Consider the following 17206-nt stretch of genomic DNA (forward strand, 5'->3'; position numbering starts at 1 on the left):
TAACCACTTAATATTTACTATTTTAGCGCCCAACAAAAAGTTTGTATACTAGTAGCTAACATGGTTCAACAAATAACAAGAGGCATAAAAATATCGGTAGTGACCACTTTCGAAGGTTCATTTTATAAAAATTATAAAATACAGTATGCCTTTGGATATACCGTGACTATTGAAAACCAAAGTAAAGACTCTGTTCAACTTAATGCACGTCATTGGGAAATTTTAGACGCCTTAAATAATGTTGAAGTCGTTTCTGGTGAAGGTGTTATTGGGAAAAAACCGGTATTAAAACCAGGGGAATCTCATACATATACTTCCGGATGCTTATTAACGTCTCCGTTTGGAGCCATGCAAGGACATTACAGTATGGTAAACTTTACAACTACAAAAAAGTTTCAGGTAACAATCCCTACTTTTAAATTAAGTGCGCCTTTTGCGATAAATTAAATAGATCAATCTAATTTTTCATGTTTTAATAATACACACTGGCATTATGAAGGCGGTACACTGTAACAACCTGTTTTTATTACGTGTTTAAAACTTAAGCTGGAGTAAAGTGGCAAACAGATTATTACGAACTCAAAATACAAATTGAGGTAAACGACAAACAGATTCTCACGTCGTGATTAGGCACTCCTCAGAATGACGTAGAAGTTAAACTTTTCGTTTAAATTTGAAAACACGCCCTCTTTGGTCTACGTGAAAAAACTTACAATTAGAGTAATGCACAAACTCAAATTCTAAATTATAATTAAACGAATCGTCTTCAACAACAAAAACTGCATCAACATCAATATTTCCATAAGGAGAAACTCTCCTAAATCTGTATTCTAATTCTTTTTCAGTTTGATCTAATTCAAACCAAGCACCAGCAGCAATACCAGACAACCATTGCGCTTTTTCATGCAATCCCTTAACAGGTCTAGGTTCTAATGTCCCTACAAAATGAGGTGTATGGTCTTTTAATTTATCTAAAAAACAACGCAAATTTTCACTCGTTTGAGACCCTTTAAATTGTGCAATTTTTCCTGCTTCAGATACTTCAAAAACATAATTTTCAGTATCAGCTAAAAGCACATTTCCAACGGTACTGGGCGTAAACCATTTAGAGTTTTCTAGTTTCTTTTTAATATCTAGATTGGTCACCGAAGCTATTAAACTATCTGTAACAAAACGAGCACAATTGCACGCATTTTTTTTAAAAGCTGCATAATAGATAAACTCACGTTTTTGCATTTTGGTAATATGTGTTCTCGCTTTTTCGTAATCAACCAAATTACAGACAGAAGCCACAAGTTTACCATCGCCATGTGTTAATTTAGGATGCGTTCCTAAAAATTCTAGAATGTCATTTAAGTTTGTAATACTACCGTTTTCAATAGTTGCTTTTATAGGAAAATCCAATTCATGGTCTGTATCTCTTCCTCTTACTCGTCCATTGGGCTCTGATGTAATATAGCGTCCAAAATCATGATATTCTAAAACACCTGTTTTTTTATCAATTAATACTAAAGCCGCATGTCCAGCTCTTAAATAATTCTTTTTACCAACACCAAGAAATCTTAAATAAGGAGAAAACCATTCTTCAGAAACCATAACAATAGTATCTGGATATGCTAATGTTAAAATAATACCTGTATTACCCATTTACAACTTCTGGAAGATTCAATATTTTAGTTGTAATTGCTTTATCACGAAGGTTTTCATATTGCATCGTTACTGTATCTTCTTCTTTTACCACCTGTGTAATACTGGTAGTTTTAACAAAACCTCGATTCATTATAACTCCAAAATCTTCGTTATCCATACCTGCGGTTCTATGAAATTTTGATAAGGAAACGGCATCTAGCACATGATCCTTTTTAAAAGATTCAAACCAACTTAATCGCTCTCGCTTCATAGCTTCATTATACAATGTGGAGGAAGACCAAATTTTTGGCTCATTTGGCAATTGTTTAAAATGCTTGTTTACACCATCCCAAACCAATTCATAGAATTTCAAACTAGTATTCCAATCTATAATTACAATAGTAAATGGTTCTATATCTTGAAAATTATAAATTTCAACTGCATCCTCTATATTATTAGCAATCATTAAGTCTTTGGCTAACACGCCCCGACTCTTCCTGTAGCTTGATTTTCGTTCGTGTATTTTAAATGCACCATTTAATACACAAACTACTCTATTTTTTTCGCTTAAGCCAATCCAGGTACCACCAGCAAGCCTATCTTTAGGATATAATGTTTTAACACCGTTAGTGATATAAAAATCTGGTTCGATAGATATTCTGTTTGGAGCTTCGTCTCTATTAGAAGTTAAAACAAACCCATTATTAGCCTTTGGAATAATTGTTACTGTGCACATAAAATTTGTAGTCTGAATACGGTTAGGCAACTTACAAAAAATAAATAAATTTTAACGCACTTTTAGGAACTGCATTACATAAATTATCATTTAATAATTCGTAAATTTGCACCTCATTTAATGAAAATTCAATAACGAAAAATTAAAAATCATGGGAAAAGGCTTTTTTAACGTTCCAATTGCCGTAAACGAACCTGTAAAATCTTATGCTCCGGGGTCTCCTGAAAGAGTAGCTGTTTTAGGTACTTATAAAGACATGTTTAATAGCAAAATAGACGTTCCATTATATATAAATGGAAAAGACATAGAAACTGGTAATACCAGAACTATGTCTCCTCCGCACGATCATAAGCATATTGTAGGAACCTATCATCTAGCTGAAAAATCGCATATTGATGACGCTATTTCTACAGCATTAGAGGCAAGAAAAAGCTGGTCTCTTATGCCATGGGAACAACGTGCTGGTATTTTCTTAAAAGCTGCCGAATTAATTGCCGGACCTTATAGAGCAAAGATAAACGCTGCAACCATGATTGCGCAATCTAAAACGATTCATCAAGCTGAAATTGATGCTGCCTGTGAGTTTATAGATTTCTTACGTTTTAATGTACAGTTTATGACTGACATTTATATGGAACAACCAGAAAGCACAAGTGATGCCTGGAATAGAGTTGAGTACAGACCTCTTGAAGGGTTTACTTATGCAGTCACGCCTTTTAACTTTACTGCTATTGCTGGAAATTTACCTGCTTGTATGGCGTTAATGGGTAACGTTGTTGTTTGGAAGCCTAGTGATAGTCAAGTATACTCTGCTAAAGTGATTATGGATGTTTTTGAAGAAGCTGGTGTACCTCCAGGCGTTATCAATGTTGTTTTTGGTGATCCTGTCATGATAACCAATACCGTTATGGCTAGTCCGGATTTTTCTGGGTTACACTTTACGGGATCTACCTTTATCTTTAAAGAACTTTGGAAACAAATAGGAAATAATATCCACAACTATAAAACATATCCAAGAATTGTTGGGGAAACAGGTGGTAAAGATTTTATCGTTGCTCATAAATCAGCTAATGCAAAACAAGTAGCTACTGCTATTGTACGCGGTGCTTTTGAGTTTCAAGGACAAAAATGTAGTGCTGCTTCAAGAGTCTACATCCCACAAAGCTTATGGAATGATGTAAAAAACATGGTGATAGAAGATGTAAAATCTTTTAAAATGGGATCTCCTGAAGATATGAGTAACTTTATAACTGCTGTGATCCATGAAGGTTCTTTTGATAAACTAGCAAAATTTATTGATCAAGCGAAAACTGATAGCGATGCCGAAATTATCGTTGGTGGAAATTATGATAAAAGCAAAGGTTATTTTATAGAACCTACAGTTATAGTAACTACAGATCCTAAATACACTACCATGTGTACAGAGTTATTTGGTCCTGTAATTACTATTTATGTATACGAAGATGACGCTTACGCAGAGACTTTAAAACTAGTAGATGAAACCAGTGAGTATGCTTTAACTGGTGCTATATTATCTAAAGATAGATATGCAGTGACTCAAGCTACCGAAGCGTTGCAAAATGCAGCTGGAAACTTCTATATTAATGATAAACCAACTGGAGCTGTTGTTGGTCAACAACCTTTTGGTGGTGCCAGAGCTTCTGGAACGAATGATAAAGCAGGAAGTGCGCAAAACTTATTACGTTGGGTATCTCCTAGAATGATAAAAGAAACGTTTGTGACGCCTACGGATTATAGATACCCGTTTTTAGGGGAGTAAAATTCCTGCGGAGGCAGGAATCTCATAATCGGAAACTTATATAAAAAAGAGGCTATCTAAAAGTTAAGATGGCTTCTTTTTTGCTATGTAAGTTTTTGTAATTTAGACTATTGGTTTTGTCAGAAAAATTATCGTACTTCGTTTAACAATAGATATTAAACAACCTGTACTGAACTTTTTTCAGTATTAAAACGATTTTATATCATGTCGTTGGGTGTGATTACTAATCAGAACGCAAATGTTGAAACTAAATAAAAACCTTAACAAAGGAAAGACTCAACTTATTGGTGGGCTTAAACTACCGTACTCTCTTGATGGCTCTTTACATAGCCGTCCGAAATGGGTGGACGAAAACGACACGGAAAAAGTTGAAAATTTAATCGGATACTTATTTGTAAATTATTTGCGAGAAGTAAAAAAAAGAAAAGTCCTTTACTATTCACTAAATCCAAAAGACGACCATAAAAACCCTGACTTACTAGTCCATTTAGATGGAAAAGTTTTTGGAGTACAAGTTGCCCAATTTGTTTTGCGTGAATACTTATGGAGGTTTGACCAAGCAAAACGAATTTGCGAAAAATTATCTAAACTTATTAGCGATATTTATAAACCGCCTATTAAAGTAAATATTCAAATTTGTACACCTTGGAACAGTGATGAAATACCAAAAACAAAAAAACCTAAAAAAAAATACGGTAAACTATCAAAAGTGATTGCAGATAAAATTTCGGAAAATATTGGAGAATTGACTTCAAAAAATGAGTACCTTAATTTTAATCTTAATAATACAGATTTAAAAAATATTGCAGAAGGTTATAATCTATATCCAGTTCCAAATGGGAAAAAATCAAATTTCTTTGGAGACAACAATATTTATATCGATTACGGATTCGATAATGTTTTGATATTTGATGAGGATATAAAAGAAACTGCAGATAAAGTTTATAATGACAAAAACAATGGGAATTCTGAAATCCTTATAATCTGGGGAGATGAAAGGCAATTTATGAACACTGAAAACCATATAATTAAAGCTTTATACAAAAGATTTCAGAGTACAACCTTTGAATCAGTTTATTTTATGTCATTTGCAAATTTATCGGAAATTCAAGATAGAGTTATAAGCGTGAATAGAATTAATTAATTCATAAGAAGTTCAGAAACAGAAATTTCCAAACCGTCAGCAATTTTCATCAAAGTAAGTAACCGAGGGTTCGTTTTGCCATTCTCAATCATATATAATTGAGTTCTTCCAATCTCACAATCAAAAGCAAATGACTTTTGGTCAATGCCCTTTTCTTCTCTCAATTGTTTGATTTTAGCACCTAATTTTTGAAAATATTTCTTTTCTTTCGTGTTCACTATACCGAATATCTAAAAATTATTTATATATTGTGTTCGGAATAACGAACACAATATATAGTGAGTCGATTTAGAAAATTAAAAGTTTATAAGAAATTTAGAATCCGAACTTGGGATTATACCACTATTCCTGAAATCCGGCTTGAGGGAAGATGGCTAAATAAACTTGGATTTGAAATTGGAAAAGAAATTGAAGTTAAGCAACAAAAGAATAAACTGACCATTACGCTGATTGACAAAAAAGAAAAATAACTATACCCAAAGATGTGTAAAAAAATACTATTTTTATTTTTTAATCGAAAGGTAATTACATATTTACTTTCTGCCTTTGCCTATTATATTTATTGAAACACTTCAACTTAAATTATTCTCACTAAGCTTAAGTCAAAGATTCCTGCCTTCGCAGGAATTTTGTTAAATTTGAAAATAATGCCCCCTTTTTCTAATTTAACAAAGATAATACTAGCAATATAAATGCAAGAAACATTTAGATGGTTTGGAGCAAACGATCCTGTAACATTATCAGACATTAAACAAACAGGTGCTACAGGCATTGTAACAGCCTTACACAATATAGTAAATGGTGAAGTTTGGGAAATAGATGCCATACAAAAAGTTAAAAACAGCATTGAAGCTGCTGGCTTAAAATGGTCTTTTATTGAGAGCATTCCCATTCATGAAAACATCAAATTACGTACTGATGATTACCAATATCGCATTGAAAATTACAAACATAGTTTGAAAAACATTGCCCAATGCGGCATTAAAAATGTCTGCTACAATTTTATGCCTGTATTAGATTGGACACGCACAGACCTATTCTGGAAATTAGATGACGGCAAAACAGCTTTACGATTTGACAAAATAGACATGGCTATTTTCGAAAAGTATTTTATACAGCGAGAAGCTATTGAAAGCGCCTATACAGAAGATATATTAGAAAGAGCTGCTATGCGGTTTTCAAAAATGTCTATTGAAGACAAGAAACAATTAGAAGATACTATTTTAAAAGGTTTGCCTGGGACTGTAGACGACCTAACGATTCCAGTTTTTAAAGAAATGATTGCCCAATATAAAGATATAACGCATGCAGATTTAAAATCGAATCTTTCTTATTTTTTAAATGAAATCATTCCTGTTGCTGAAGAACTAGGTATTAAAATGGCAATACATCCAGACGACCCTCCTTTCGATATTATGGGACTTCCAAGAATTATAAAATCTGAAAAAGATTTAGAAGATTTAGTGAGTTTTATAGACAGCCCTTCAAACGGCATCACTTTTTGCACAGGATCATTAGGTGCAAACCCTGACAATGACCTTCCTAAAATGATTGAAAAATTTAAAAATAGAATTCATTTCCTTCATCTACGCAACGTAAAACGTGAAGATGATGGCAGTTTTTTTGAAGACAATCATTTAGATGGTTCTTCTGATATGTATAAAATTGTAAATACTATTTTAAAAATCGAAAAGGAACTTAATAGGTCTTTGCCTATGCGACCAGATCATGGGCACCAAATGCTTGATGATTTAAAGACCAATACTAGTTATCCAGGTTATTCTGCTATTGGAAGATTAAAAGGTTTAGCAGAATTAAGGGGTTTGGCGCTTGGGATTTCTAAAAGTAATGCTATGCTAAATAAATAGATTCAAAAAAACCATGCTAAATTTGAAAATAATGTCCCCTTTTCTAATTTAGCAAACGTCTTAACTATATAACAATTAAAATATTATAATTATGAAAGAATTTATGATGATTTTCCTAGGAGCCGATTACACTGATCTTGGTTTATCTCCAGAAGAACTTCAAAACAGAATGGGCAAATGGTTTTCGTGGAATGATAAAATGGAAAAAGCCGGTGTCTTACGTGGGGGAAATGCTTTAACACCTACTATTCGTCGTGTTGTCGGTGCTAACAGAACAGTAACAGATCTCACTTCGGCTGAAGTTAAAGAAATTGTTGGTGGTTATTATATTGTTGAAACTGCCGATTTTGATGCCGTTCAAAAAATTGCTGAAGATTATCCTGATTATGATCTTGGCGGTACTGTTGAGATTCGTGAAATCATGGTATTTGATCGTTAATGGAAAAAAAACTTATAGACCATTTATTCCGCTACCATAGCGGAAAAATGGTCTCTGTTTTAACTCGTATTTTTGGACTTTCAAATCTTGAAATCATTGAAGATGCGGTTCAAGACACGTTTATAAAAGCAAGCGTTTCCTGGCGTACTAAACAACCTGACAACCCTGAAGCCTGGTTAACACAAGCGGCTAAAAATAGGATTTTAGACATCTTCAGAAAGCTAAACACCGAAAAAAAACATCTTCCTAATAGTATTCACGGCACTAATGCTATAGCTATAAACGAGCTTTTCTTAGACACCGAAATTGAAGACTCTCAACTTCGTATGATCTTTACAGCTTGTCACCCAAAATTAGATCCCAGAGACCGTATTTCTTTTGCACTAAAAACAGTTTCTGGATTCAGTATTAAAGAAATAGCTTCAGCCTTATTAACTAAAGAAGATAGTGTTAAAAAAAGACTTACTCGTGCTCGTAAATCTATACAGCACTCTCAACTAAAATTTAAAATCCCACAAGGAACATCACTACCTCAACGATTAGAAAGTGTTATGGAAGTGTTATATCTCATTTTCAATGAGGGATTTCATTCTAATAGAAAAGATACGCTTATACGAAAAGAATTGTGTGGAGAAGCCATGCGTTTGTGTAAAATGCTTCTTAAAAACAAGCATACACGAAGTCCTGATGTTTACGCCTTGTTTGCACTCATGTGTTTTCATTCTGCCCGTATTGAAACCAAAACCAATGCTGATGATGAACTTCTTGATTTAAAAACCCAGGACAGAAGCAAGTGGCATGTCCCTTTAATAACATTAGGAAATACCATGATGAATAAAGCTGTTGATACGTCAACATTTTCTTGTTATCATTATGAAGCTGCTATTGCTGCTGAGCATTTACGCGCCCCTCGTTTTGAAGATACTAATTGGGACAAAATACTTCATTGGTATGCATGTCTTCATGCCATTCAACCTATGCCTATCCATTTACTAACAATGGCTGTTGTTTGTCTGCAAAACAAAGACACCGTAACGTCTAAAAAATATCTTGATCAAATTAAGCCAGAAGATTTTGTGCAAAGGGCATACTTATATCATGGCACTTTATCGGATTACTATTACGCTACAAACAATCTTGAAAAAGCCATTAAACATATTGATGATGCTATAAATATAGTCACTAATAAATCTGAAAAAAGTTATTTACAAAAGAAGAAGTCGGATTTATTATTTTCTAAAAATTAATAATCAAATACTTAAAAGATTTTAAAGAACAAACCATGTTATTACGAACGCTATCGGAAACAAAATATATTTTGTTTGAACACATCAAGTGGGGCTTTCGAGGAGCCTGTCGGCCAATGTCATTAAGTTAAAGGAATTTATTTTATTTTGTCACGTTGAGCGCAGTCGAAACGCTATTGAAAGCAAGTAGTTTAAATGTCTTCGACTGTGCTCCTGACCGACACTACCGTCTTAACTTAATAACATTAGCCTGTCGGCAGGTAGGGAATCTCATCATGATGAGATGTCTCGTAACTCATGCTTCGCTACGTCGACATGACAAATAACTGTATTTCATTGGGTTATACAAGGTGTTTTTTAATAAAGTTTACGTCGAACCCCAAGCTATTTTAGTACAACCTTTTTATTGATAGTACCATTTTCTGTACTCAACTTAACAATATATGCTCCTTGATTTGCAATGACAGGCATGGATAGATATTCTTTATTTGTATTCAACTTTAAAGTTTTTATATTCTGACCAAGTATATTATATAATGATACACTTAAAACATCTACTTTATTCTTATTAACTACTTTAATTTCGGAAGTTTTCGAATCGTGATAAATAATCAATTCATGCTGGGCTTCGATATCATCTGTAGCCAACAACTGATTTGAACTATTTTCTTGAAAGACTAATTGGAACCTATCTTTATATTCACCTGCTTCTAAATAAATTTCAAATGCTGTATTATTAATGTTATACACCTCTCCGGTGAGCTTATCTTTTATACAAAGAGAAATCTCCGAGTCTAAATTTTCAACAGTATCTACTTTAATATGAGCCAAACCTGGTTCTTTAACAATTAAACCTAACTGAAATTCCTTTGTTGCATCAAAACTATCAACTCCTTGTATTACAAACTTATTGTTATCAAAATTCCAATACATATCTTCTTCATTAACATCAACCATAAAGGCATCATATCCATAATCAAACCCATCAGATGCATTAATATTGGCACCCAAAACTATTTGCCTGTGATACCCCGAAGGTGAATCATACATTAATCGGATGGTTGGTGCTGTATTTTTATTTACAGAACTAGCTTCTTTGGTTTTTGAGGCCTTTAAAAATACCGAAGTACTACTCAATGCTTCCGTAACAAACACTCGCTGGCTATTCTTAAATATAATATCCCCACCATCTACTGTAGCTATTGGTGCAGCTGGATCATTATCATTATCAAATCCATCAATTTTTGTTGACACAAAGAACCCTTGATTTACGGGAATATACTGTCCTGGAACTTTAGTACCCGTAGACAAGTTATTATTAATTCGTGCATCATTAGAAATAGCCGCAGCTCCTCCTGTTAAATTTCGTGTGGCATAACCACCAACATAAGCTCCCAATGTATGCGAGTTTTCTTCTCCAAAGTGATCCCAGAAATACAAAGCACCATTAATAACAGTTCCTGAAGCATTATTACCACCGTCTGCAACACTTAAGTTATCCAAAATAAATTCGGTGGCATCTATAGCCGATGGATATGGATTCCCTATTAAACGTTCTACATCGTCTGTTCCTGATATCTTATTTAATTCTAAAGTAATATCTCCATTATTAGGCAAACCTTCAAATACATAATTTTGTTGTAATGAAAGTGATACTGCTCCCGATGTTCCTTTCATTGTAAATCCTTCTCCTGATAGCAAGGATGATGTTTCGTCTATCTTTTCCCAAGCATTGTAATCGTTCTCTGGTCCATAAAATTTATATAACCAGTAGTTACTAATAGTTCTTGCTGTACCTGGTGGTGGAATAGTACCGCTTCCATTTGGGGACGAACTATATAAAAGATCTTGATAAATTCCAGAATTAGTTCCATCATTTAAAACACCTGATATAGTATAATTATTATTCGTGCTAGATACTCCTGTACCCCTTGTTGCTGTATTACCTGCAATAGGTCCTACTGAAGATGACCAATAATTATAATTAAACCCATTGGCTGTTCCTTGTTGGTCGCGTTCTATATAACCGCCACTATCTGCATCAATAATACTGCCTTCTGTTTGTACTAATTGAGATTCTCCTACTAAATCGATAACACCATCTAATTCTAAATAGTGAGAAATGGTTAAACCTTGTCCTGAATTTGTTTCATTTTGGGCTTCTCCAGGATCTGCTATGGTTATAGTTCCTGCGGTTTGTATTAAACCTAAAAGAGAAATATCTCTATCTCCTGAAGTAATATCATGAGATGTTTCAACAACATTCCAATCTATAACTGTAGTTCCATCTAAACTTAAAGAATTTGGAATGACCTGATCTGCATTATTACTCCACGTTCCTGGTGTATCCCATGCGCCATTTGCTGCAGAAATATATGGTAATGGTGCACTTTGCGCACCCACAATAGATTTACTTTTATTTAAATATTTTAAACGTAAAAAGAAACGATCGTCTGTTAATCCTTCTATCGTTGAGCCATAAAATGAATTAAAGTCATAATATACTCTTAAATGATCCCATGATATGGATACCACCTCATTACTAGTTGCTGCATGAGGTACTATTTTGCCACTGGTATAATCCGTACCACTAATATCAAATCGTTCTAATTCCTGATTCATCAAGTAACGTACTTGATCTTGAGACAGTGCTAAATCCCACACATACACCTCATCAATATCTCCTAAAAACGGATTGATTACATTGTCTTTATCAATATAAACGGCTCCAATAGCGTAATTATTGAAATTTGGAGATGGGTGTACAACATCTTGTACCGATTTATCTAAAACACCATCTATATACATTAAAACAGTTCCACTATCATATATAAAAGCGGTATGGTGCCATTTCCCATCATCAACATCCATATTAGACGTAAACTTAGGCGTTACAGCATCATCTATAAAAACTTCTATATTACCAGAAGTATTAAGCCTTATTTGCAACTTCTCCCCTTTTGCCATAACGGTTCTGTTACTAGCATTTGCGGCACATTTAATCCAAGCCGAAATTGAGAAAGAATCCACACTTAAATTAAGGCTAAACTCACCAACTAAATAATCCCCCGAAGCAATATTCACCGAGTGATTTTCCACTAAATTAGAAACCTTTCCAAAGGTAAAATACTTGGTTCCATCAAAATCGTACCATGTTTCAAGGTTAGAACCACCATCCGATCTTAAAGGAATAACATCAATAATATCTGTGTCTGTAAAATTCGGATTATCGGCAACAATTAAAGCATATTCTTCCGTTGTTGTTTTTGAAAAACCACTAAACGCTGCTGTTGGAATAGAAATATACACCGTTTCTACATCGCCATTTACATCTTCATTCGTTTCTACAATTTTCCATTTTCTATCTATACGTGTTAAAGACGTCGTAATTCCAGTTGCAATGGTTACAGTATTTGTACTAGATCCAGAAAAAGGATCATTATTATTTCCCCATACCAGAAAATCACCATCTTTTTTAAATTCATTGTTATTAGCACTATTAGTAGAAAAAAGCCCTCCTAAACCAATACATACATCGTTTAATGAATTCAGTGTTTTTGATTGTTTTTGATTTAAATCAGATATAGAATCACGACCAATACCAGCTACATCATAATTATAACCGGCATTAGCTACCATATCCCATACTTTAGTATCAAATGAATTGATGTAATCTTTCTGAACTTCGGTTGCAGTACCTAAAGTAATGCCATACTTTATTGCTAAATACGATTCTATTTTTTGTCTATCGGTATCATTTACACGTTCTGCAAACGTAAAAATCTCCGCAATCCTACCATTTAAACTTCCCTGTACATCAAAATTTCTACCAATCCAATATTCCGTACCCAATATAGGAGGCCCTGGTGCTCCTACATTTGCAAAAGCGATATCATCTACAGAAGAAGTCGTCAATAAATTGGAATTATATAAAATATCCTGTCCTGTTGCAGCTAAATTATTTCTAACATTAATGATACCCGCTCCAGAATATGATGTACTAATTTCTGCTTCACCATTATAACTGCCTCCTCCAGGAATATCTTGATTATATGATAAGGTTTCGTTAGTAAATTCAGTGGAATAATCACCAAATCCAATTCCTGTCATATCTCCCGCACTTCCTGACGATATCCCTGCGAAAATGGTATGTCTTGTTGATGCACTTGTCATAGTGGCATCAGGGATCATAACCACAAAAATATCTTGGCTATAAAAACCATTCGTCGTATTGTATAAATATTGTTCAATAGTGGTTCCGTTATTTTCAAACTGAATAACGGGGTTAAAATTTATATTATCTGCTCCCGTATCTAAATAAGTAGGTTGATTTACTAATACTGGTTGAATAGCATCTTTACCGTTGGTTCCTAAATCTTTCCATTCTGAAACTTTAGAACTTGATTCAACGATACCTCTCGTAGATTTTAACCACAATCTGAAATCGGCTGTAATGCCTCCTGGACCAGGGATATTTTCATTAAACATTTCTGAATCGACAGCAAAAGTAAATGTTGTATTATCACTATTAGCGATACTAATCGTTGCACTTTGAACACCAGTCCCTCCAACTGGAGCCGTAAAGGTGACATCAAAAACAATACCTCCGTAAGGTCCTATATCGTAAGGTATTGGAAATGGTGAAGAGGTCACAAAATCTACATTAGTACTAGAGAGTGAGCTTATATTTAAATCACAACTACCTATATTGGAAATAGCATATCTTCTAGTAATAGCTGCCCCTTCATCTACCACTCCAAAATAAGTACCATTGGCATCAGAGGTTGTAGTATCACCATGATAAATATCGGCATACGGCGTCCCTCCCAAAACAAATATTTCTGGAGCAGAATTTACCTGTAATGTAAATGTAAAATCAGATTGGTCTTTAATTTCAATGGTAACTAGTGTACTCGTTGTTGTACAATTAGGGCTTATATTCTCTATTTCAAAATCTAGTTCCTTTTTAGAACCAGGACAACCTGCTGGTTTAATATTCTTTTTAGGATCACCTGGATCTATGCTAAAATCTGTGGTATTTGATACATCTACACCTTTTATTTTCAGATTACTACAATTTCCTCCTTCTATATTAGTGATTCTAAAATTTAAACTATTTCCTGCATTGATGGTTACCGTTCCTCCATCTGATACTGTAGAACCACCAATAATTTCAACATGTATAACCTGAGCATAACTAATACCACTTAGCAAGCAAAATAACATCACAAGTTTAAGCTTTATCGTAACCAAGTTACAGGGTTGAATATTTTTCATTTCTTAAAATTTAAGATTTGGATTTTATCGATGAAATGACATATTTATACGACAAATGTAAGATTTTGTTATCAAAAAACAAATAAAATCTTACATATTATGATTTTTGTCATTTTTTTTTGTAGTGAAAAATTGTAATCATTTACAAAAACATGCTCTTTTCTTTTAAAATTATATTACATTTATTCTTAAAAAGCGGCATATTATTTGTTGATTAAATTGAATATGAAAAAATATATTATTTTAACATTAAGTCTAATTCCGTTACTCACATATTCTCAAGCCAATAAGTTTTATAGAAAGGCTATAAGAGAAACCGATTTAAACGAAAAAATAAACCTCTTTACCAAAGTTTTAGAATTAGATTCCAAAAACTTAGATGCCTACTTTTATCGAGGCATTGCAAAAAATGATTTAGGAGATTATCATGGTGCCATTGTAGATTATTCAAAGATCATTGTATTAAAACCAGATGCAGACACTTACTATAATAGAGGAAATTCCAGATATAGCTTAAAAGATTTTGTTGGTGCAAAAAATGATTACAGTAAATCCTTTGAATTAGATTCGACCTTTATTGATGCCCTGTACAGTCTTGGCTGTGTAAAATACGACTTAGAAGATTATAAAGGTGCTATAGACGATTTTAGCAAGGTTATAAAAGTGGTACCAGACCAACCTAAAACATATACACTAAGAGCTGCTGCACATAAGGCTATTAAGGAATATAAAAACGCACTAAAAGATTATTCTTTGGCTATTCTAGCCGAACCTAGTGCTCATAATTTCTACAATAGAGGAGTATTCTATATGGAGATTAATTATTACCAAAAAGCTAATGCTGACTTTACTACGTCATTAAGATTTAATAAAAATAACGCTTTTGCTTACTTTTATAGAGGAGCATCACATTTATTATTAGGCAAGCACAATAGTGCTATATCCGATTTTTCCATGGCTTTAAAGTTTGACGCCACAGATTTTGATGCCATCCTTGGTCTATCATTAGCCTATTACAAAATAGGTGATACCCCTAATGCTGAATCGAATTTAAAAAAAGTGAAATCTATATTGTCTCCAGATAATGGTGTTATGACTATCGATTCGTTTGCAAATACGTATTGGTTTCAGAATCAATACTTCTATTTCAATAACAATATGACCTCTTTATTAAAATTATAATAGCTTAACCTCTGTATTTTAATGGTAAGTGTACTACTTTCTTAGTTTCAAAAAAATCTTCAGTATAAAAATCACTTATATTGTATATGGTTGCTGTTTTATAATCTTGAAGTTCTTCACTTAAATCTCCGCCTTTTAAGTATAAAATACCATTTTTTAGCTCGTGATTTTGTTGTTTAGTAATTTTCCCTTTAACCCAATGTACAAAAGTTGGCATAGCTGCCACGGCACGACTAACAATAAAATCGTAAGTATCTTTAATATCCTCTACGCGACTATGTGTTGTTTTTATATTAGTTATTCCTAAACCTTCAACAACTTCATTAACTACTTTTAATTTTTTGGCAATACTATCAACTAAATGAAAAGAACATTCTGGAAATAAAATAGCCAAAGGAACACCTGGAAATCCACCACCAGTACCAACATCCATAATTTTACTACCTGGTTTAAATGTCAGAACTTTTGCTATAGCTAAAGCGTGTAATACATGACGTAAATAAAGCTCATCAATGTCTTTACGAGATACTACATTAATTTTTAAGTTCCAATCCTGATATAGTGTTTCTAACTTTTTAAACTGGGAAATCTGGTCATTTGTTAGATCAGAAAAATATTTTAAAATTAGCTCCATGGATGTTAAATTTTCAACAAAAATATACTTTTTATATGCATATTTTTACAAAAAAACGTTATTACTTAAGTTGGTTTATACTTATCTTTGTGCAGTATATAACAATTGGAATTTATTCCTACCTTATATTTTAAATTGATAGCATGAGTAAACAAGCTTTAACCTTTTCAAGAAATGATTCTGCAAAGTTTTTTAAAACACTTAACAAACGTGTCAACGATTACTTTAAAGACAACAATATAAAACGTACAGGAAACTGGAAATTATATATCAAAGCAATAGTCATGTTTTCATTACTCATTGTGCCAGTAGTATTGATTTTCACAATTGATTTACCAGCTTGGGTACAAGTTATCTTTATGATGATTGTAGGTGTTGGTATGGCAGGTGTTGGCATGAATGTTATGCATGATGCCAATCACGGTTCATTTTCAAGTAAGAAATGGGTTAATAAGTTAATGGGGAGCAGTATTTACATTTTAGCTGGAAATGACTATAACTGGAAAGTACAGCATAACGTTTTACATCATACTTACACAAACATTCAAGGGCATGATGAAGACATTGATGCTGGGAGAATTATACGTTTTTCAAAGCATACAAAATGGCTTAAAATTCATAAATATCAAAAATATTATGCCTTCTTTTTATATGGTTTATTAACTGTAAACTGGGCGATTACAACAGATTTTAAGCAAACATTTGTGTATTTAAAAAGAAAATTATCTTATGGTAAATTTCCCAACCCAGCAACGCAATGGACTAAATTAATAATTGGTAAAATTATATATTATGCTATTTGGGTTGTTTTACCATTGGCTTTAGGCTTTGCTTGGTGGCAAGTTTTAATTGGATTTTTTATTATGCATTATACCGCTGGAATCATTCTAAGTGTTATTTTTCAATTAGCACATGTTATGCCTAATACAGACATGCCTTTACCAGACGAAAATGGTACTATGAAAAATACCTGGGCCATTCATCAATTATTTACGACATCAAATTTCTCACCCAAAAGTTGGATCGTAGAATTTTATACTGGTGGATTAAACAGGCAAGTTGAGCATCACTTATTTGCACAAATTAGTCATATTCATTACAACAGAATAGCGAAGATTGTTAAAGAAACAGCTAATGAATTCAGTTTACCTTACAACGAATATGATACCATTTGGAAAGCTATTTCCGAACACTACAATCAACTAAAAATACTAGGTAAAAAACCTAGTTTAGCCTAAAACTCACATTTTACTACTATACAACGCACATA

General features: G+C 33.2%; 14 protein-coding genes. 9 read left to right on the forward strand and 5 right to left on the reverse strand.

Features of this window, described 5'->3' with window-relative positions; all coding sequences use genetic code 11:
- Nucleotides 1-60 precede the first annotated feature (60 nt).
- Nucleotides 61-447, forward strand: a complete 387-nt coding sequence (apaG, locus tag Q4Q39_RS16985) for a Co2+/Mg2+ efflux facilitator ApaG/CorD (RefSeq protein ID WP_303283751.1) — start codon at nt 61-63, stop codon at nt 445-447.
- 207 nt (nt 448-654) lie between these two features.
- Here apaG and Q4Q39_RS16990 read toward each other — a convergent pair whose 3' ends face one another.
- A complete protein-coding gene (locus tag Q4Q39_RS16990; protein WP_303283752.1) occupies nt 655-1647 on the reverse strand; it encodes a DUF6695 family protein in 993 nt (330 codons plus the stop codon).
- Nucleotides 1640-2365 carry an NRDE family protein gene (locus Q4Q39_RS16995; RefSeq protein WP_303283753.1) on the reverse strand — a complete coding sequence of 242 codons (726 nt, stop codon included), beginning with the start codon at nt 2363-2365 and terminating at the stop codon, nt 1640-1642. Before Q4Q39_RS16995 ends, Q4Q39_RS16990 begins: the two co-directional genes overlap by 8 nt.
- Nucleotides 2366-2516: 151 nt before the next feature.
- Between Q4Q39_RS16995 and pruA the strand changes: the two genes are divergently transcribed.
- Nucleotides 2517-4145, forward strand: coding sequence for an L-glutamate gamma-semialdehyde dehydrogenase (gene pruA / locus Q4Q39_RS17000; RefSeq protein WP_303283754.1), 1629 nt, complete (start codon nt 2517-2519; stop codon nt 4143-4145).
- 238 nt (nt 4146-4383) lie between these two features.
- Nucleotides 4384-5289, forward strand: a complete 906-nt coding sequence (locus Q4Q39_RS17005; RefSeq protein ID WP_303283755.1) for a hypothetical protein — start codon at nt 4384-4386, stop codon at nt 5287-5289.
- Here Q4Q39_RS17005 and Q4Q39_RS17010 read toward each other — a convergent pair.
- Nucleotides 5286-5507, reverse strand: coding sequence for a helix-turn-helix domain-containing protein (locus tag Q4Q39_RS17010; protein ID WP_303283756.1), 222 nt, complete (start codon nt 5505-5507; stop codon nt 5286-5288). The genes Q4Q39_RS17005 and Q4Q39_RS17010 overlap by 4 nt on opposite strands.
- 60 nt (nt 5508-5567) lie before the next feature.
- Between Q4Q39_RS17010 and Q4Q39_RS17015 the strand changes: the two genes are divergently transcribed.
- The 4 genes from Q4Q39_RS17015 (at nt 5568) to Q4Q39_RS17030 (ending at nt 8843) form a co-directional block, all read left to right on the forward strand.
- The gene (locus Q4Q39_RS17015; protein WP_303283757.1) at nt 5568-5759 is read left to right on the forward strand and encodes a SymE family type I addiction module toxin; all 192 of its coding nucleotides are present in this window, start codon (nt 5568-5570) and stop codon (nt 5757-5759) included.
- Nucleotides 5760-5981: 222 nt separating this feature from the next.
- The gene (uxuA, locus tag Q4Q39_RS17020) at nt 5982-7157 is read left to right on the forward strand and encodes a mannonate dehydratase (protein ID WP_303283758.1); all 1176 of its coding nucleotides are present in this window, start codon (nt 5982-5984) and stop codon (nt 7155-7157) included.
- Nucleotides 7158-7260: 103 nt separating this feature from the next.
- Nucleotides 7261-7596, forward strand: coding sequence for a YciI family protein (locus Q4Q39_RS17025; RefSeq protein WP_303283759.1), 336 nt, complete (start codon nt 7261-7263; stop codon nt 7594-7596).
- Entirely contained in the window at nt 7596-8843 is a 1248-nt protein-coding gene (locus tag Q4Q39_RS17030; protein ID WP_303283760.1) for an RNA polymerase sigma factor, read from the forward strand. Before Q4Q39_RS17025 ends, Q4Q39_RS17030 begins: the two co-directional genes overlap by 1 nt.
- Nucleotides 8844-9227: 384 nt before the next feature.
- Here the strand turns inward: Q4Q39_RS17030 and Q4Q39_RS17035 are convergent, their stop codons facing one another.
- The gene (locus Q4Q39_RS17035; protein ID WP_303283761.1) at nt 9228-14120 is read right to left on the reverse strand and encodes a DUF8202 domain-containing protein; all 4893 of its coding nucleotides are present in this window, start codon (nt 14118-14120) and stop codon (nt 9228-9230) included.
- 225 nt (nt 14121-14345) lie between these two features.
- On the opposite strand from Q4Q39_RS17035, the gene Q4Q39_RS17040 reads away from it, so the two are divergent.
- Nucleotides 14346-15302, forward strand: a complete 957-nt coding sequence (locus Q4Q39_RS17040) for a tetratricopeptide repeat protein (RefSeq protein ID WP_303283762.1) — start codon at nt 14346-14348, stop codon at nt 15300-15302.
- Nucleotides 15303-15306: 4 nt separating this feature from the next.
- On the opposite strand, the gene rsmG is transcribed toward Q4Q39_RS17040, so the two are convergent.
- Nucleotides 15307-15936: a 16S rRNA (guanine(527)-N(7))-methyltransferase RsmG gene (rsmG, locus tag Q4Q39_RS17045; protein WP_303283763.1), complete on the reverse strand. Its 630-nt coding sequence runs from the start codon at nt 15934-15936 to the stop codon at nt 15307-15309.
- A 143-nt stretch (nt 15937-16079) separates the two neighbouring features.
- Between rsmG and Q4Q39_RS17050 the strand changes: the two genes are divergently transcribed.
- Entirely contained in the window at nt 16080-17174 is a 1095-nt protein-coding gene (locus Q4Q39_RS17050) for a fatty acid desaturase family protein (protein WP_303283764.1), read from the forward strand.
- Nucleotides 17175-17206 lie beyond the last annotated feature (32 nt).

The organism is Flavivirga amylovorans, assembly GCF_030540875.1.
Classification (GTDB): domain Bacteria; phylum Bacteroidota; class Bacteroidia; order Flavobacteriales; family Flavobacteriaceae; genus Flavivirga; species Flavivirga amylovorans.